This is a genomic window from Pseudomonas sp. GW821-FHT10B02 (assembly GCF_059415665.1).
Window position 1 is genome coordinate 126,571 of sequence record NZ_JBWKNR010000006.1, and the last position, 17,937, is coordinate 144,507.

Sequence of the window (17,937 nt, forward strand, 5' to 3'; positions counted from 1 at the left end):
ACAGGGCTTCCTCGTCCTGAGGAAGCCTGGCGAAACCAACCCCTGCGTATCCTGAGTATCAGCCGAGGCGGATGTTCAGGCTTTGTGCGTCTCCGGCACGTGCGGCGTTGCTCAGTTGCTGGCGGGCGCTGCTGCTGACCGTGCTCAGCCAGCTGACCACGGTATGGCTACGGCCCAGGCGCAGGGCTTCACAGGCCAGTTGCAGGGCGCTCTGGTTGCCGCGTGGTTGCAGTAGCAGAATGCGCTCGCGGTTCAGGCCAGCTTCGCGTAGCCATGCCTGGGTCAGGCTGGCCGGCGGGGCGATCAGGGTCAGCCAGCGCTCGTCCTGCTCTTCGCTCAGCTCGCTCAGTTCGCGCAACATGGGGGCCAGCAGGCTCTGGCAGTTGCCCAGCGCACCACGGAAAGACAGCTCGCTGAAAACCTGAGCTGCGCCAGGGTGCGGCGCAGGCTTGGCGGCTTTCAGTCCGGGCAGCACTGGCTGGGCCAGGAATGCTTCGAACAGGGGCAATTGTGCTTGCTGCGGTACGTTCTGTGACGCTGGGGGGAACTGCATGACGCCTCCTTTACCGGCGAATGACGCCGACACTCAAGCCCTCGATCACCAGTTCCTGGTCTTTCAGGTTGACTTCGATAGGGGCGAATTCGGGGTTTTCAGCAATCAGCCAGACTTTGCTGCCTTCGCGCTTGAAGCGCTTGACCGTTACCTCGTCACCCAGGCGGGCGACCACGATCTGGCCATTGCGGGCTTCGCGGCAGGTATGTACGGCGAGCAGGTCGCCATCGACGATGCCGACATCCTTCATGCTCATGCCGTGGACGCGCAACAGGTAGTCGGCCCGGGGGTGGAAGAAGGCCGGGTTGATGTTGCAGGATTCCTCGATGTGCTGCTGGGCAAGAATCGGTGCGCCGGCGGCGACACGGCCGATGATCGGCAAGCCGCTGTCTTCGGCCTTGGCTTCAAGACCGGGGATGCGGATGCCGCGCGAGGCGCCCGGGGTCATCTCGATTGCGCCCTTGCGGGCCAGGGCCTTGAGGTGTTCCTCGGCGGCATTCGGAGACTTGAAGCCCAGCTCCTGGGCGATTTCCGCGCGGGTGGGCGGGAAGCCGTTGTCTTCCAGGCAGCGCTTGATAAAAGCCAGAATCTCAGCTTGGCGTGGCGTCAGTTTTAGCATGTCTATCGCTCTGTCTTTTTATACAGTGACTGGGATTATATACAGTGGGTGGCAAGCTGCAAGCATCAGGCTGCAAGAAAACCCGGCGCCAGGTGCAGATGTCCTTGCAGCTTGCGGCCTGCAGCTGTGATTTAATACGTGACCGGGTAGGCACAAAACGGCTGCGCGGACTTGACAAATCACCGCTTTGAAACGTATGTTTCAAACAAGTGTTTGTCAGGCGGAGTAGTCATGGCCCAGTCGGAAACCGTTGAACGCATTCTCGATGCTGCCGAGCAGTTGTTCGCGGAAAAAGGTTTTGCCGAAACCTCATTACGGCTGATCACCAGCAAGGCCGGCGTCAACCTGGCGGCGGTGAACTACCATTTCGGTTCCAAGAAGGCCCTGATCCAGGCGGTCTTCTCGCGTTTCCTTGGTCCTTTCTGCACCAGCCTCGAGCGCGAGCTGGAGCGTCGTCAGGCCCGTCCTGAGCACAAGCCAAGCCTTGAAGAGCTGCTGGAAATGCTGGTCGAGCAGGCGCTGGTGGTACAGCCGCGCAGTGGCAACGACCTGTCGATCTTCATGCGCCTGCTGGGCCTGGCCTTCAGCCAGAGCCAGGGGCACTTGCGGCGTTACCTGGAGGACATGTACGGCAAGGTGTTCCGTCGTTACATGTTGCTGGTCAACGAGGCCGCACCGCGTATTCCGCCCATCGAGCTGTTCTGGCGTGTGCACTTCATGCTCGGTGCCGCAGCATTCAGCATGTCCGGGATCAAGGCACTGCGTGCCATTTCCGAAACCGATTTCGGCGTCAACACCTCGATCGAACAGGTCATGCGCCTGATGGTGCCGTTCCTCGCCGCCGGTATGCGTGCCGACAGCGGTGTCACTGACGAAGCCATGGCCGCTGCGCAGTTGCGGCCGCGCAGTAAATCCTCAAGCACCACGGTCACCGCCAAGGCCTGATGCCATGGCTGGGCGCGGCGAGCCGCATCGGCTAAGCTAGCGCCCATGCCCAGTCTCGATTTACTGCACATTTCCCTTGCCGATCAATGCCTCTATGGGTTTACCCAGGGGCAGTTGCGCCTGCGTCTGCCTGTGTCCACGGCATTGAAGGGTGCCGGCGAGCGCAATGGCTCCGGTTGCACGCCCCGTGGCTTGCATCAGGTCCGCGCAAAGATCGGCGCCGGATTGCCGCAAGGTGCGGTTCTACGCGGGCGGCGCTGGACCGGCGAAACCTGGACACCGACCCTGCATGCGCAGTATCCCGAACGTGACTGGATCCTCAGTCGTATCCTCTGGCTCAGCGGTTGCCAGCCGGGAGTCAATCGTCTGGGCCCGGTCGACACCTTCCGTCGCTACATTTATCTGCATGGCACGCCTGATTGCGAACCAATGGGTGTGCCGTTGTCCCATGGCTGTGTGCGCCTGCGCAATGCCGACCTGCTGCGCCTGTTCGATCAGGTGCCAGTGCATTGCCCGGTGCGAATCGAAGAAGCCGCGTGCCCCGAATGGGCCAGCGCGCCCCTGAACTGAAGGATCAATTATGAGTGCCAGCCTGCAAGGCTCCTTGATGGTGGACATCGCCGGTACCTGGCTGACCGCCGAAGATCGCCAGCTGTTGCGCCAGCCCGAAGTGGCCGGCCTGATCATCTTTGCCCGCAACATCGAAAGCCCGCGTCAGGTGCGTGAACTGACCGCTTCGATTCGCGCCATCCGCCCGGACCTGATTCTGGCGGTCGACCAGGAGGGTGGCCGGGTGCAGCGCCTGCGCCAGGGCTTTGTACGCTTGCCGGCGATGCGCGCGATTGCCGACAACGACAATGCCGAATACCTGGCCGAGCAGTGCGGCTGGCTGATGGCTACGGAAGTGCTGGCGGTTGGTCTGGACCTGAGTTTCGCCCCAGTGCTGGACCTTGATCACCAGCGCAGCGCCGTAGTCGGCAGCCGCGCGTTCGAAGGTGATCCGCAGCGTGCCACCGTGCTGGCCGGCGCCTTTATTCGCGGTATGAACGCCGCAGGCATGGCGGCATGCGGCAAGCACTTCCCCGGCCATGGCTGGGCCGAAGCTGATTCCCACGTCGCCATCCCGACTGACGAGCGTAGTCTGGAGCAGATTCGCGCCGTCGATCTGGTGCCGTTCGCGCGGCTCAGTGGCCAGCTGGCGGCGGTGATGCCGGCGCATGTGATCTATCCGCAGGTCGACAACCAGCCGGCGGGCTTCTCGCGCCGCTGGTTGCAGGACATCCTGCGCGGTGAGTTGGGCTTTGACGGGGTGATCTTCAGTGATGACCTGTCGATGGCCGGCGCGCATGTGGTGGGTGACGCGGCCAGTCGGATCGAGGCGGCGTTGAGCGCCGGGTGTGATATGGGCCTGGTGTGTAACGACCGGGCTGCCGCCGAGCTGGCACTGACAGCGGCGCAACGCCTGAAGGTCAAGCCTTCGCCACGTATCGCGCAGATGCGCGGGCAGGGCTTTGCGCGTACCGATTATCGCCAGCAGCCGCGTTGGCTGGAGGCGCTTGGGGCGCTCAAAGAGGCTCAACTGGTCGATTGAAACCAGTAGCCAATCGCCGGCAATGCCGGCTCCCACATGGATGCCAGCACCCCGTGGGAGCTGGCGTTGCCAGCGATGAACTCAACTGGTTTTCGACGCTTTGCGCTTGCCCGGCAATGGCGCAAACAACGCATCGATATCCTCGGCTGCCAAACGCCAATCTCCCGCCTGACGCCCATCCAGCACCCCTGCCGCCAATGCCGATTTCTCCTGCTGCAGCTGCTGGATCTTCTCTTCCACCGTGCCTCGGGTAATCAGCTTGTAGACAAATACCGGCTTCTCCTGACCGATACGATAAGCACGGTCGGTGGCCTGGTTTTCCGCTGCCGGGTTCCACCACGGGTCGTAGTGGATCACGGTATCGGCAGCGGTCAGGTTCAGGCCCACGCCACCGGCTTTGAGGCTGATGAGAAAAATCTGCAGGCGCCCGCTCTGGAAGTCCTGTACCGGTGCCCGGCGATCGCGGGTTTCACCCGTCAGCAGGGCGTAGGCGATGGCGCGCTGCTGCAGTTCTGCCTCGATCAGCCGCAACATGCTGGTGAACTGTGAGAACAGCAGCACGCGTCGCCCTTCGGCGAGCAGCTCCTCGAGCATTTCCATCAGGCTTGCCAGCTTGCCCGAGTGAGCACCGCGGGTGGTTGGCGCCTGGCTGTTGACCAGGCGCAGATCGCAGCAGACCTGGCGCAGTTTGAGCAAGGCTTCAAGGATGATGATCTGGCTGCGGGCTACGCCCTTGCGGGTGATCTCCGCGCGCACTTTCTGGTCCATGGCCAGGCGCATGGTCTCGTAGACATCGCGCTGCGCATCGCTGAGCTCGACCCAGTGGATCATCTCGGTCTTGGCCGGCAGTTCGGTAGCAACCTGTTCCTTGGTGCGCCGCAGCAGGAACGGCTTGATCCGCGCGTTGAGGTGCTGCAGGCGCTCATCGTTGCCCTGGCGCTCGATCGGTACCCGGTAGTCGCGATTGAAGGCCTTGGCGTCTCCCAGCCAGCCGGGCAGCAGGAAGTGAAACAGCGACCACAGTTCGCCCAGGTGGTTTTCCAGCGGCGTGCCGCTCAGGCACAGGCGTTGACGTGCTTCCAGCTGGCGCGCAGCCTGGGCGGCCTTGCTGCTCGGACTCTTGATGTACTGCGCCTCGTCGAGGATCAGTACATGCAGCACCAGGCCCTTGAAGTGCGCCAGGTCCTTGGGCAGCAGGGCATAGGTGGTCAGCAGCAGGTCGTAGTCCTGCAAGCGGTCAAAATGCTTGCGACGGCCAATGCCTTGCAAGGCCAGGACGCGCAGACCGGGAGCGAAGCGTGCCGCTTCGTCCTGCCAATTGGGGATCAGGCTGGTCGGCATCACCACCATGGCCGGGCGGGTCAGGCGTCCGGCATTCTTTTCCGTGAGCAGGTGAGCAAGCGTCTGCAGGGTCTTGCCCAGGCCCATGTCGTCGGCGAGGATGCCGCCCACTTCCAGTTCGCGCAGGGCTTGCATCCAGCTCAGACCTTCAAGCTGATAGGAACGCAGGGTGGCGTTGAGACCGTCTGGTGTGTGTGCCGGTTGCTGGCGGATGTCGCGCAGGCGTTCAGCCAGGTTGCGCACGCGGTCGCCGCCTTGCCAGCTCAACGGCAGCTCCTGCAGGGCATTGAGGCGAGTGGCGTCGGGAGTGGCCAGGCGCAGACTGGTTTCACCGGGTTCGCGCTGATAGAAATCGCCGAGGGTGGCCAGCACCGGTTTCAGTCGCCCGTAGGGCAGGGCAACCTGCAGCGGACGGCGGCCGCCGGTGTTGCCTGGAATCGTCACCAGAAGTTGCTCGTCCTCGCGACGCTTGGCCAGTTGCGTACTGTTGAGCAATTCCGGATGGGTACGTAGCAGATTGAGCAGGATCGGCAGCAGGCTCAGGCGCTCACCATCGACCACGATGCCCAGCTCCAGGTCGAACCAGTCCCGTTCCGGCGCTTCCTGGATGCGCGCATACCAGTCGTCCACCGGGGTCAGGTCGAAGGCGAAATCGTCGGCGAATTCGATCTGCCAGCCTTGCTCGCGCAGGGTCGGCAGTTCGCTCAGAACAAAGCGCAGCCAGGCGCTGTCGTTGGGCAGTTCGAAGGGGTCGCCGGCGCTTTCCGGCAAGGCTTTGCTCTGGCGTGTGGCGATCTTGAAACCCAGGCGCAGCAGGGTATCGCGCAAGTTGCGCTCGGCTGCGGGCTGACGCTGAATGCGCAAGGTCTGTTCGGCCTCGTGCTTGATGATGGCGATGTTCTTGGTGCCGCTGACGTACTCGCCAGCGTAACCAAAGGCCAAGGCTGCGCGATGCTGGATATGGCGCTGCATGCGCCCGTTGCGCGGTTCGAAGGCGCTGAATTCGATGCTGCCCAGCCACAACCGCGGTTGTGGCTGGAGGTTGTCAATCAGGTGCTCGGGCATTTTCAGGGCTTGCTGACCTTGAGCAGCAGGGCCAGGTGGCCGCCGTCAAGGAAGGTCAGTTCTCCGTTTTTCACCGTGCTGTTGCTCTGCTTGAGCTGTTCGCTCTGAATCACTGCGCCATTGCCATCGAACTGGTTGACCCAGAGGCTGGCCTCGACGCTGATGAAACGCTCTTCGTTGAGGTTCAGGTTGCCCTCGATCGGGAAGTGCCCGAACTGCTTTTTGCCGTCACTGATGGCGACAGTGCCGGCGTCCTGTGTCCAGGCCTTGTGCAGCAGCACGGTGTACTGGTTGTCGGCACTCAGCTTGGCTGCTTCGTCGGTCATGGCCGGTTGGCGCAGGTCGCCTTCGGCAATGGCCTGGGCGCCGTTGCTCCAGTCTTCCGGGGCGGACTGGCTGGTGATTGCCGGGACGGCGTTCTGCCGTACCAGGATCATTTCAACCTGATAAACGCCTTCAGCGAAAGCGGCTGGAGTAAACAACGCCAGCAGCAGGGTCAGGCAACGAATGGCACGCATGGATCTTCCTTCACGCAGATTGTGGGGTCAGGCGCTCGAACAGCGCTTCGAGGTTGTTGAAACGTTCTTCCGGGCGTTCCATCGGCACCATGAATTTGAACTGGGTGGCGCCTTCGAACTTGTAGCGCTTGGGTTGGCCCTGGATCAGCTTGATCAATACCAGCGGATCGACCGGGGTCTCGGCTTCGAACTCGATCTTGCCGCCGTTGGGGCCGGCATCGACTTTCTTGATGCCGAGTTTTTCCGCCTGCAGCTTGAGCAAGGTCAGGCGCACCAGGTTCTTGGTCGGCTCGGGCAGCAGGCCGAAGCGGTCGATCATCTCGACCTGCAGGTCCTTGAGGCCGTCTTCGTCCACCGCTGAGGCGATGCGTTTGTACAGGATCAGGCGGGCGTGGACGTCCGGCAGGTAGTCCTCGGGAATCAGTGCCGGTAGACGCAGGTTGATTTCCGGGCCGCCACCCAGCGGCTGATCGAGGTTCGGCTGGGTGCCCTTGCGGATGGCCTTGACCGCACGCTCGAGCATTTCCATGTACAGGGTGAAACCGACTGCCTGGATCTGCCCGCTCTGGCCTTCGCCGAGCAGTTCACCGGCACCGCGGATCTCAAGGTCGTTGGTGGCCAGGACGAAGCCTGCGCCCAGGTCTTGAGTATTGGCGATCGCTTCCAGACGCTTTTCGGCGTCCGGGGTGATCTGCTGGCGCGGCGGCGTGAGCAGGTAGGCGTAGGCCTGGTGGTGGCTACGGCCGACCCGGCCACGCAGTTGATGCAGCTGGGCCAGGCCGAACTTGTCGGCGCGCTCGATGATGATGGTGTTGGCGCTGGGTACGTCGATGCCGGTCTCGATGATGGTCGAGGCGATCAGCACGTTGAAGCGCTTGTGGTAGAAGTCGCTCATCACCTGTTCGAGTTCACGCTCGCGCATCTGCCCGTGGCCGATGCCGATACGTGCTTCGGGGACCAGTTCGGCAAGGTCGGCGGCGCATTTCTCGATGCTCTTCACATCGTTGTGCAGGTAATAGACCTGGCCGCCACGCAGCAGCTCGCGCAGCAAGGCTTCCTTGACCGTGCTCTTGTTCTGCTCCATGACGAAGGTGCGCACCGACAGCCGACGTGCCGGCGGAGTGGCGATGATCGACAGGTCGCGCATGCCGGCCACGGCCATGTTCAGGGTGCGCGGGATCGGCGTGGCGGTCAGGGTGAGGATGTCCACCTCGCTGCGCAGGGCCTTGAGCTGTTCTTTCTGGCGCACGCCAAAACGGTGCTCTTCGTCGATGATCACCAGGCCCAGGTCCTTGATCCTGACGTCGTCCTGCAGCAGCTTGTGGGTACCGATGACGATGTCGATCTTGCCTTCGGCCAGATCGGCAACGGCGGCGGCGACCTCCTTGGGCGACTTGAAGCGGCTCATCACTTCGACGGTCACCGGCCAGTCGGCAAAGCGGTCGCGGAAGCTGTTGTAGTGCTGCTGGGCGAGCAGGGTGGTCGGTACCAGGATGGCGACCTGACGCCCACCGTGCACGGCAATGAAGGCGGCGCGCATGGCCACTTCGGTCTTGCCGAAGCCGACGTCGCCGCAGACCAGGCGATCCATCGGTTTGGCCGCCAGCATGTCTTCGCGCACCGCTTCGATGGCGCTCTGTTGGTCCGGGGTTTCTTCGAACGGAAAGCCGGCGCTGAAGGTGGCGTAGTCCACCGACGGGTCGGCGAAGGCATAACCTTTGCGCGCCGCGCGACGGGCATAGATGTCGAGCAGTTCGGCGGCCACATCGCGCACCTGCTCGGCGGCCTTGCGCTTGGCTTTCTGCCAGGCTTCGGAACCCAGGCGGTGCAACGGTGCCAGGGCGTCGTCGCTGCCGGTGTAGCGAGCGATCAGGTGCAGGTTGGCCACCGGCACGTAGAGCTTGGCACCCTCGGCGTATTCGAGGGTGAGGAATTCGGCGGCCTGGTTGTCGATCTCCAGGGTTGCCAGACCCAGGTAGCGGCCCACGCCGTGATCAATATGCACCACCGGCGCGCCTTCGCGCAGCTCGGTAAGGTTTTTGATCACCGCGTCGTTGTTGGCGTCGCTGCGTTTGTCGCGGCGTCGGCGCTGCATGACCCGCTGACCGAACAGTGGGCTCTCGGCGATCAGGGCGATGGCCGGGTCGTCCAGCAGCAGACCTTCGTCCAGCGGTGCGATGGTGATTGCCAGGCGCTCTTTGCCCGCGACGAAGGCGTTCCAGCTATCGACGGTTTGCGGGCGCAGCTTCAGGCGTTCGAGCAGCTCCAGCAGTACTTCGCGACGGCCCGCCGACTCGGCGGTGAACAGCACGCGGCCAGAAAACTGGTCGAGAAAGCCCGACAGCGCTGCCAGGGGCTGGTTGGCTTTGGCTTCGATCGCCAGGTTCGGCAAGGTCCGGGCCGGGAAGCGCTCGCGGCCGACGCCGCTGTCGACGTCATCCTGGCTGACGACCACCCGCGGCCAGCTTTTCAGCCGGGCAAAGCAGTCTTCCACCGGCATGAACAGTTCGGCCGGTGGCAGCAGGGGGCGCGACGGATCGATGCGGCGCTCCTCGTAGCGGTTGCGCACATCGCTCCAGAAGTGCTCGGCGGCCTGTTCGGCGCCTGGCAGGGAAAACACCTGGGTGTCCTGCGGCAGGTAGTCGAACAGGGTCGAGGTGTCTTCGAAGAACAGCGGCAGGTAGTACTCGATACCGGCCGGGGTAATGCCGCTGGACAGGTCCTGGAAGATCGGGCAGCGGCGAAAATCGACGTCGAAACGCTCGCGAAAGCGTGCCTTGAAGCGGGTCACCGCCTCTTTCTGCAGCGGAAACTCGCGGGCGGGCAACAGCCGTACCGACTCGACCTTGTCGATCGAGCGCTGGGTTTCCGGGTCGAAGGTGCGCAAGGTCTCGATTTCGTCATCGAACAGGTCGATGCGGTACGGCAGTTTGCTGCCCATCGGGAACAGGTCGATCAGCGCGCCGCGCACGGCGAACTCGCCATGCTCGTACACCGTATCGACACAGCGGTAGCCGCTGGCTTCAAGGCGCGTGCGCATCTGTTCGACATCCAGCTTCTGGCCGATGTCCAGCACCAGGCTGCTACCGAGCAGGAAGCTGGTCGGTGCCAGGCGGTGCAGGGCGGTGGTGATCGGCACCACGAGAATGCCGTGATCAAGTTCCGGCAGCCGGTACAGGCTGGCGATCCGCTGGGAGATGATGTCCTGGTGCGGCGAGAACAGGTCGTAGGGCAGGGTTTCCCAGTCTGGGAAAGGCAGTACCGGCAGCTCCGGCGCAAAAAAGCGCAGCTCCTGCTCAAGCCGGTCAGCGCTCTGGCTGTCGGCGGTCAATAGCAGGGTAAAGCGCTTGGCGGCGCTGGCAGCCTCGGCAATCGCCAGGCTCAGGGCGGCACCCGGCAGGTTGCCCCAGGTTTGTTTGCCGGCAGTGGCCGGCAGGTGCGGTAGACGCAGAACAGGCACGGGAGGTCGAGCTCCAAGCGTTGCGACAAAGACGCCAATTGTACCGGTCAGAGGCCCGTGCTGTCAGGTTTGCACAGCCTAAATACATGTAGTGACCGAGTGGCGACAGGCGCTCATTGCTCGATGGGCTGCGGGGCGTCATAATGTAGCCCCTTTTTTCTGTCCCTACATGTGGAAGGTTCCCGTGACTCAGAAGCCCGACCAGTGTCTTGGTGAGTGGATTGATCGTGAAGCACTTGCAGAAGCGATGATCCCGCTTATCGGTCAGCTCTACCGCAATAACAATGTGGTGAGCTCGATCTATGGCCGCAGCCTGATCAACCGTTCGGTGATCTCGATCCTCAAAGCGCACCGCTTTGCTCGTCATCGCCAAACCGACGAAACCGAACTCTCTGTCCACGAGACATTCCCGCTGCTCAAAGCCATGAGCGAGCTGAAACTGGGCGCCGCTTCGGTCGACCTGGGCAAGCTGGCCAACAAATTCAAGCAGGAAGGCAACGGCCGCAGCGCCGAGCAGTTCGTGCGTGAAGAAATGGCTGACGTGGTTGGTCAGCAGAACGCTTCGGCGCGCAAAGGCACCGATGTTGTGCTGTACGGCTTCGGTCGTATCGGCCGCCTGCTGGCGCGCATCCTGATCGAAAAAACCGGTGGTGGCGACGGCCTGCGTCTGCGCGCCATCGTCGTGCGCAAAGGCGCCGAGAACGATCTGGTCAAGCGTGCCAGCCTGCTGCGTCGTGACTCGGTTCACGGCCCGTTCGATGGCACCATCACCATCGACGAAGCCAACAACACCATCACTGCCAACGGCAACCTGATCCAGGTTATCTACGCCAAGAGCCCGAGCGAAGTCGACTACACCCAGTACGGCATCGAAAACGCACTGATCGTCGATAACACCGGTGTATGGCGTGACGCCGACGGCCTGGGCCAGCACCTGGCCTGCCCGGGCGCTGCCCGTGTGATCCTCACCGCACCTGGCAAAGGCGCGCTGAAGAACATCGTCCACGGCATCAACCATGGCGATATCACTGCTGACGACAAGATCATCTCGGCAGCTTCGTGCACCACCAACGCCATCGTGCCGGTGCTCAAGGCTGTCAATGACAAGTACGGCATCGTCAACGGCCACGTCGAAACCGTTCACTCGTTCACCAACGACCAGAACCTGATCGACAACTTCCACAAGGGCAGCCGTCGTGGCCGTGCCGCGCCGCTGAACATGGTTATCACCGAGACCGGTGCCGCCACCGCAGCCGCCAAGGCGCTGCCAGTGCTCAAGGGCAAGCTGACCGGTAACGCGATTCGTGTTCCTACGCCGAACGTGTCGATGGCCATCCTCAACCTGAACCTGGAAAAGGCCACCAACCGCGAAGAAATCAACGAGTACCTGCGCCAGATGGCCATGCACTCGGATCTGCACAAGCAGATCGATTACGTCAGCTCCCAGGAAGTGGTATCCACCGACTTCGTCGGTTCGCGCCACGCCGGTGTGGTCGATGCCGAAGCCACCATCTGCAACGATAACCGTGTTGTCCTGTACGTCTGGTACGACAACGAATTCGGTTACAGCTGCCAGGTTGTGCGCGTGATGGAAGACATGGCCGGTGTAAACCCGCCAGCTTTCCCACGCTAAGCTTGGCTTGGTTGTGAAAGACGGGAACCTCAGGGTTCCCGTTTTTTTTGCCTGAATTTCCAGGAGGACGGATGCGCAACGTGTTACTGGTGGGTGTGCTGGTGAGTCTGTTGGGCTGTGGACAAGGCGACACGCTTGAGCGTATCAGCGGGCCGACCATGGGCAGCAGTTACACCGTGCAGTATGTACGCACGCCGCAGGGGCCGGCGCCGGAGCAGGTCAAGCGTGAGGTGGAAGCTATCCTTGAGGGCGTCGACAAGCGCTTCTCCACCTATCGCAGCGATTCGCTGACCGAGACGTTCAATCGTTTGCCCGCCAACAGCTGTCAGCCCATGCCTGCTGATGTGCTGGAGCTGGTGCGCGTTGGTGAGCAGCTGTCGCAACAGAGTGATGGCGCGTTTGACCTGACCGTGGAGCCGTTGCTCGATCTGTGGGGCTTCGGTCCGCAGTCGAGAATGGAAAAGGTACCCAGCGAACAGGCGTTGGCCAGCGCCCGCCAGCGTATCGGGCATGGGCATTTGCGCATAGTGGGTGAGCAGCTGTGCAAGGATGCGCCGGTGGAGGTGGACTTCAACAGTATCGCAGCCGGGCATGCAGTAGACCTGCTGGTTGAGCGCTTGCAAGCCTTGGGCGTCGCGGATTTGCTGGTCGAAGCCACGGGTGAGCTCAAGGCTGTGGGGCGAAAACCTGACGGCAGTCACTGGAAAGTGGCCGTGGAATTGCCCCGTGACGATCGCCAGATTGCCCAGCAAGTGCTGGCGGTGGATGGTTTTGGCGTATCGACCTCCGGTGACTATCGCAATTATTTCGAGGAGAATGGCCAGCGCTATTCGCACACCTTCGACGCGCGTCTGGGCAGGCCGGTGAAACACGACCTGGCGGCGGTGACGGTATTTGATCGTTCGACCTTGATGGCTGACGGGTACTCGACCTTGTTGTTGGTCCTTGGGCCGCAGCAGGGTTGGGACTTTGCACTCAAGCATCAGATCGCTGCGGTGTTCGTGACCCGGGTTGCCGACGGCTTCGTCTCTCGTAGCACCCCGGTGTTCGAGCAGGTGATCAGGCAATAGCAATGATCCTGATTGTGGGAGCTGGCCTTGCCAGCGATGCAGGCGGCGCGCAGTCACTGACTCGTGCCGATGCCATCGCCGGCAAGGCCGACTCCCACAGGGTTTGCACAAATGACATGTAGTGCAGAGAAAAATAGCCTACGACGCGACCAAGGGTTAATGTGCGCGGCGTTCAAGCTTGATTAGACTGCACCCGAATTTTTTCATGGCGCCGCTGGCGGCATGATCTAGCCCCGCTCGCCAATGTGGCGAGCGGGCCTGTTCTGAAGGAGTACGCATGGCTGTCTACAACTACGACGTAGTGGTGCTGGGTTCCGGCCCCGCAGGAGAAGGGGCGGCAATGAATGCTGCCAAAGCAGGACGCAAGGTGGCGATGGTCGATAGCCGTCGCCAGGTCGGCGGCAACTGCACCCACCTGGGCACCATCCCGTCCAAGGCCCTGCGTCACTCGGTGCGCCAGATCATGCAGTTCAACACCAACCCGATGTTCCGGGCCATTGGTGAACCGCGCTGGTTCTCGTTCCCGGACGTGCTTAAAAGCGCCGAGAAAGTGATTGCCAAGCAGGTCGCTTCACGCACCGGCTACTACGCCCGCAACCGTGTCGATGTGTTCTTCGGTACCGGCAGTTTTGCCGACGAGCAGACCATTGAAGTGGTCTGCGCCAACGGCGTGGTCGAAAAGCTGGTGGCCAAGCACATCATCATTGCCACCGGTTCGCGTCCGTACCGTCCGGCCGACATCGATTTCCATCACCCGCGGATCTACGATAGCGACACCATCCTCAGCCTCGGCCACACCCCGCGCAAACTGATCGTGTATGGCGCCGGCGTCATTGGTTGCGAATACGCTTCGATCTTCAGTGGCCTGGGTGTGCTGGTGGAACTGGTGGACAACCGTGGCCAGTTGCTGAGTTTCCTCGACTCGGAAATCTCCCAGGCGTTGAGCTACCACTTCAGCAACAACAACATCACGGTTCGCCACAACGAAGAGTACGAGCGTGTCGAAGGCCTGGACAACGGTGTGATCCTGCACCTGAAGTCGGGCAAGAAGATCAAGGCCGATGCCTTGCTCTGGTGCAACGGCCGTACCGGCAACACCGACAAGCTGGGTCTGGAAAACATCGGCATCAAGGTCAACAGCCGTGGCCAGATCGAAGTCGATGAGAACTACCGCACCCACGTGCCGAACATCTACGGTGCCGGTGACGTGATCGGCTGGCCGAGCCTGGCCAGTGCTGCGCACGACCAGGGCCGCTCGGCCGCTGGCAGCATCGTCGACAATGGCAGCTGGCGCTTCGTCAACGACGTGCCGACCGGCATCTACACCATTCCGGAGATCAGCTCGATCGGCAAGAACGAGCAGGAGCTGACCCAGGCCAAGGTACCTTACGAAGTCGGCAAGGCCTTCTTCAAAGGCATGGCGCGGGCGCAGATCGCCGGTGAGCCGCAAGGCATGCTGAAGATCCTGTTCCACCGCGAGACCCTGGAAATCCTCGGTGTGCACTGCTTCGGTTATCAGGCGTCGGAGATTGTCCACATCGGTCAGGCGATCATGGATCAGCCGGGTGAGCGCAACACCCTGAAGTACTTCGTCAACACCACCTTCAACTACCCGACCATGGCCGAAGCCTATCGGGTAGCGGCCTACGACGGTCTCAACCGGCTTTTTTGAGCGGCTCCGGCCGGTGGCCTGAGCCGGCCGGGGAGACCGATTTCAGCGATTCTCGAGGGTGGCGCTGGCCAAACCGGGAAAGTCTGTAATCAGGCTGTCTACGCCGAAGTCGGCGAGCCTGCGCATCAGCGCCGGCTCGTTGACTGTCCACACCGACACGTGCAAACCCTGGCGCTGGGCCTTGATCAGGCGCTCAGGGGTGCACAGTGTCCAGTTCAACGCCAGTAAGTTGCAGTCATAGTTCTGGGCGACCTTCAGCGGGTCGAGCCAGGCGTACTCGGCGACCAGTCCGCGAGAAATATCCGGCGTCAGCTCAAGGGCTGCCCCCAGCACTTCCCGAGAACTTGAGGTGATGGTGATTTTGTCGAGCAGGCCGTACTGCTGGGCCATTTCGCGAATGGCCAGCACCGTGGTCACGGCACGGGTGCGCGAGGCGCTCTTGACCTCCAGTTGCCAGTGCTCGAAGTCGCACTTCTCGAACAGCTCTTCAAGCCGTGGAATGGGGCAGGGCGATACCCAGCCCGGGCCACCTTCGCGTGCATCGTAAGTCACCAGGTTCGCCGCTTCGTGCTCGACCACCTTGCCGCGTCGGCCGGTGGTGCGCTTGAGGCTCGGGTCGTGAATGACCATCAGTTCGTTGTCAGCCGACAGGTGCAGGTCCAGTTCGCAGCGGCGCACGCCGTGCTTGAGACACTGCTGGAAGCTGGTCAGGGTGTTTTCGGGGGCTTCGCCCTTGGCGCCACGGTGGCCGTAAATCTGGGTCACGTTTGTTCCTTCAAGAAAGGGTGAGACTCAAGAAGCGCTCGGGGCGTTCTGTTCCAGTGCCTGACGTCGTTGTTGTGCCTGTCGTTGCAGGATGTAGCGAGCCAGCAGCTGGCGTTGGGCGTCGGTCATGTCGACGAACTCGGTACCGATTTCGTACAGACCGTCAGGCTGCTGATCGCAGTGGGTGACTCGGGCGCGCAGCAGCAAACCCAGGGCTTGCGGCATCAATACCATCTTCACCGCGACGCGGCTGCCAGCGGCGAGCGCTTGGGCCTGGTTGAACTCGATACCGCCTTCGGACAGCACTACCGCTTGTGGCGCGCTGAGCTGTCCGAGCAGTGTCTGCGCAACCACTGCGCTGAGCAGGTCGATACGTTTGTTCTGCGCCTTGAGGAAGGCGGCCAGGGTGCGATCCTTTTCGCTGAGCTGGCGCAGCAGGTGCTGGGACTCGAATTCGCTCAGGTGCAATTCGCTGAGCAGGTTGAAGAGTGGTGAATCATCTTGCAACAAGTCTGGGCCAAGGGCTTCAGTAGCACTCAGCGGGCTAATTTCCAGTGCGATCCTATCGTCGATACGGTAGTATTCGCGGCGATCTTCTTCATCTAATGTCGACATGGCGAACCCATGGTAGCGGCGGTGGTCTGAGTGTAAAGCTGCTATTCAAGCCCCGCCACAAGGACGTTCCTCTTTCATCCGAACAAGCCCCGACATGTTCAGACCTCTCTTCGTATTCATCGGCACGCGTTATACCCGTGCCAAGCGTCGCAACCACTTCGTCTCGTTCATTTCCCTGACCTCGATGATCGGCCTCGCCCTGGGCGTGGTGGTGATGATCGTGGTGTTGTCGGTCATGAACGGTTTCGATCACGAGATGCGCACCCGGGTATTGGGCATGGTGCCCCATGCCACCCTTGAAAGCGGACAGCCGATCAGCGACTGGCCCGCCCTTGCCAAGCAAGTAAAGCAGAACCCGCAGGTTATGGCGGTGGCACCCTTTACCCAGATGCAGGGCCTGCTGACCCATGACGGCAAGGTGCAGAAGGTGTTGCTCAACGGCATCGACCCGGCCCAGGAGCGGCAGGTCTCGATCATCGACAACTTCATTCGTGAAGGTAAGCTCGACGCCCTGGCGCCGGGTGAGTTCGGCATCATGATCGGTGACAAGGCGGCGGCCAAGCTGGGTGTCGGCATCGGCGACAAGCTGACGTTCGTCGCCCCGGAGGTCACTGTGACCCCCGCCGGCATGTTCCCGCGCATGAAGCGCTTTACCGTGGTCGGCATCTTCCATGTCGGTGCCGGTGAAATCGACGGCTACCTGGGGCTTACCAACCTGTCGGACCTGTCGCGTCTGCACCGCTGGAAAGCCGACCAGGTCCAGGGCCTGCGCCTGAAGTTCGACGACCTGTTCCAGGCGCCGCGCGCCGCCTGGGATATCGCCCAGAACCTGGGTGACCGCGAGTTCTATGCCCGCGACTGGACCCGCAGCCATGGCAACCTGTACCAGGCGATCCGCATGGAGAAGGCGATGATCGGCCTGCTGTTGTTGCTGATCGTGGCGGTGGCGGCGTTCAACATCATTTCCACCCTGGTGATGGTGGTCAACGACAAGAAGGGCGATATCGCCATCTTGCGTACCCTGGGTTCGACCCCGGGGCAGATCATGGCCATCTTCATGGTCCAGGGGACCGTGATCGGCGTGGTCGGTACCTTGATCGGCGGGGTGGTCGGCATCGCCGCGGCGCTGAATGTCAGCGCGGCAATCGCCGGGCTCGAGCGCCTGATCGGACACAAGTTCCTCAATGCCGACGTCTACTTCATCGACTACCTGCCGTCCCAGGTCATGGCCGAAGACGTGTGGATGGTCTGCGGTGCGGCATTGGTCCTGAGTTTCCTCGCCACCCTGTATCCGGCCTGGCGTGCGGCACGCACCCAGCCTGCGGAGGCGCTACGTTATGAGTGAGTTGGGCATGAGTAATAAAGCAGTGCTGAGTTGCCGCAACCTGGGCAAGTCCTACGAGGAAGGCCCGGAGAAGGTTCAGGTGTTGTCCGGTCTGCAACTGGAGTTGCACCCCGGAGAGCGGGTGGCCATCGTCGGCAGTTCGGGTTCGGGCAAGAGTACCTTGCTCAACCTGCTGGGCGGCCTCGACACCCCGACCGAGGGCAGCGTCTGGCTGGCCGGTGAAGAGCTGTCGGCCCTCGGTGAGCGTGCCCGTGGTCTGCTGCGCAACCGCGCGCTGGGCTTCGTCTACCAGTTCCATCACCTGCTGCCGGAATTCACCGCGCTGGAGAACGTGTGCATGCCGTTGCTGATCGGCCGCACCGCCATCCCCGAAGCGCGTGAGCGCGCCGAAGCGCTGCTCACGCGCGTTGGCCTGGCTCATCGCCTGGGCCACAAACCGGCCGAGCTGTCCGGTGGTGAGCGCCAGCGGGTAGCGATTGCCCGCGCCCTGGTCAACCGTCCGGGGTTGGTGATGCTCGATGAGCCGACCGGCAACCTCGACCACCACACCGCCCAAGGCATCCAGGACCTGATGCAGGAGCTGAGCAGCTCGTCGCAGACAGCCTTCCTGGTGGTCACCCATGACCTCAACCTGGCGCGGCAGATGGACCGTGTGCTGCGTCTGGACGACGGCCACCTGGTAGCGATCTGACCTGGCCGTGCAGGGTGCCCGCACACTTAGGCGGGCACCGTGTTTCTTTTCTTT

General features: G+C 62.3%; 15 protein-coding genes. 8 read left to right on the forward strand and 7 right to left on the reverse strand.

The window, feature by feature from the left end; all coding sequences use genetic code 11:
• Positions 1–58 precede the first annotated feature (58 nt).
• Both sulA and lexA read right to left on the reverse strand, forming a co-directional pair.
• On the reverse strand, positions 59–553 hold the full coding sequence (gene sulA, locus AC07OF_RS11470; protein ID WP_038608891.1) for an SOS-induced cell division inhibitor SulA: 495 nt from the start codon (positions 551–553) through the stop codon (positions 59–61).
• 10 nt (positions 554–563) lie between these two features.
• Entirely contained in the window at positions 564–1,172 is a 609-nt protein-coding gene (gene lexA, locus AC07OF_RS11475; protein ID WP_038608892.1) for a transcriptional repressor LexA, read from the reverse strand.
• 231 nt (positions 1,173–1,403) lie between these two features.
• On the opposite strand from lexA, the gene AC07OF_RS11480 reads away from it, so the two are divergent.
• From AC07OF_RS11480 to nagZ, 3 genes are read left to right on the forward strand one after another with little or no spacing between them, the layout of a single operon-like run.
• Positions 1,404–2,117: a TetR/AcrR family transcriptional regulator gene (locus tag AC07OF_RS11480; protein WP_157191841.1), complete on the forward strand. Its 714-nt coding sequence runs from the start codon at positions 1,404–1,406 to the stop codon at positions 2,115–2,117.
• Positions 2,118–2,162: 45 nt separating this feature from the next.
• Positions 2,163–2,687 (forward strand): L,D-transpeptidase, encoded by a 525-nt coding sequence (locus tag AC07OF_RS11485; RefSeq protein ID WP_157191842.1) that lies wholly within the window; start codon positions 2,163–2,165, stop codon positions 2,685–2,687.
• Positions 2,688–2,709: 22 nt separating this feature from the next.
• Positions 2,710–3,708, forward strand: a complete 999-nt coding sequence (nagZ, locus tag AC07OF_RS11490; RefSeq protein WP_198325429.1) for a beta-N-acetylhexosaminidase — start codon at positions 2,710–2,712, stop codon at positions 3,706–3,708.
• An 81-nt stretch (positions 3,709–3,789) separates the two neighbouring features.
• Here the strand turns inward: nagZ and AC07OF_RS11495 are convergent, their stop codons facing one another.
• The 3 genes from AC07OF_RS11495 to mfd are packed head-to-tail and all read right to left on the reverse strand — an operon-like array spanning position 3,790 to position 10,092.
• Positions 3,790–6,114, reverse strand: a complete 2,325-nt coding sequence (locus AC07OF_RS11495; protein WP_476445599.1) for a DEAD/DEAH box helicase — start codon at positions 6,112–6,114, stop codon at positions 3,790–3,792.
• Between the two features lie 2 nt (positions 6,115–6,116).
• Positions 6,117–6,632, reverse strand: coding sequence for a CsiV family protein (locus tag AC07OF_RS11500; protein ID WP_157191845.1), 516 nt, complete (start codon positions 6,630–6,632; stop codon positions 6,117–6,119).
• A gap of 10 nt (positions 6,633–6,642) precedes the next feature.
• The gene (gene mfd / locus AC07OF_RS11505) at positions 6,643–10,092 is read right to left on the reverse strand and encodes a transcription-repair coupling factor (protein WP_157191846.1); all 3,450 of its coding nucleotides are present in this window, start codon (positions 10,090–10,092) and stop codon (positions 6,643–6,645) included.
• A gap of 169 nt (positions 10,093–10,261) precedes the next feature.
• On the opposite strand from mfd, the gene AC07OF_RS11510 reads away from it, so the two are divergent.
• The 3 genes from AC07OF_RS11510 to sthA all read left to right on the forward strand — a co-directional run bounded on the left by AC07OF_RS11510 (position 10,262) and on the right by sthA (position 14,467).
• Positions 10,262–11,725: a glyceraldehyde-3-phosphate dehydrogenase gene (locus AC07OF_RS11510; protein ID WP_157191847.1), complete on the forward strand. Its 1,464-nt coding sequence runs from the start codon at positions 10,262–10,264 to the stop codon at positions 11,723–11,725.
• Positions 11,726–11,796: 71 nt separating this feature from the next.
• Positions 11,797–12,795 carry an FAD:protein FMN transferase gene (locus AC07OF_RS11515; protein WP_495072898.1) on the forward strand — a complete coding sequence of 333 codons (999 nt, stop codon included), beginning with the start codon at positions 11,797–11,799 and terminating at the stop codon, positions 12,793–12,795.
• Between the two features lie 277 nt (positions 12,796–13,072).
• The gene (gene sthA / locus AC07OF_RS11520) at positions 13,073–14,467 is read left to right on the forward strand and encodes a Si-specific NAD(P)(+) transhydrogenase (protein ID WP_038608908.1); all 1,395 of its coding nucleotides are present in this window, start codon (positions 13,073–13,075) and stop codon (positions 14,465–14,467) included.
• A gap of 42 nt (positions 14,468–14,509) precedes the next feature.
• Here sthA and AC07OF_RS11525 read toward each other — a convergent pair whose 3' ends face one another.
• Positions 14,510–15,232: a glycerophosphodiester phosphodiesterase gene (locus tag AC07OF_RS11525; protein WP_038608910.1), complete on the reverse strand. Its 723-nt coding sequence runs from the start codon at positions 15,230–15,232 to the stop codon at positions 14,510–14,512.
• A 27-nt stretch (positions 15,233–15,259) separates the two neighbouring features.
• The gene (locus AC07OF_RS11530) at positions 15,260–15,847 is read right to left on the reverse strand and encodes a PilZ domain-containing protein (RefSeq protein WP_157191849.1); all 588 of its coding nucleotides are present in this window, start codon (positions 15,845–15,847) and stop codon (positions 15,260–15,262) included.
• A 94-nt stretch (positions 15,848–15,941) separates the two neighbouring features.
• On the opposite strand from AC07OF_RS11530, the gene AC07OF_RS11535 reads away from it, so the two are divergent.
• Complete coding sequence (locus AC07OF_RS11535; protein WP_157191850.1) at positions 15,942–17,192, forward strand: lipoprotein-releasing ABC transporter permease subunit; 1,251 nt, start codon at positions 15,942–15,944, stop codon at positions 17,190–17,192.
• Between the two features lie 7 nt (positions 17,193–17,199).
• Entirely contained in the window at positions 17,200–17,883 is a 684-nt protein-coding gene (gene lolD / locus AC07OF_RS11540; RefSeq protein WP_198325406.1) for a lipoprotein-releasing ABC transporter ATP-binding protein LolD, read from the forward strand.
• The last annotated feature ends 54 nt before the right edge of the window (positions 17,884–17,937 follow it).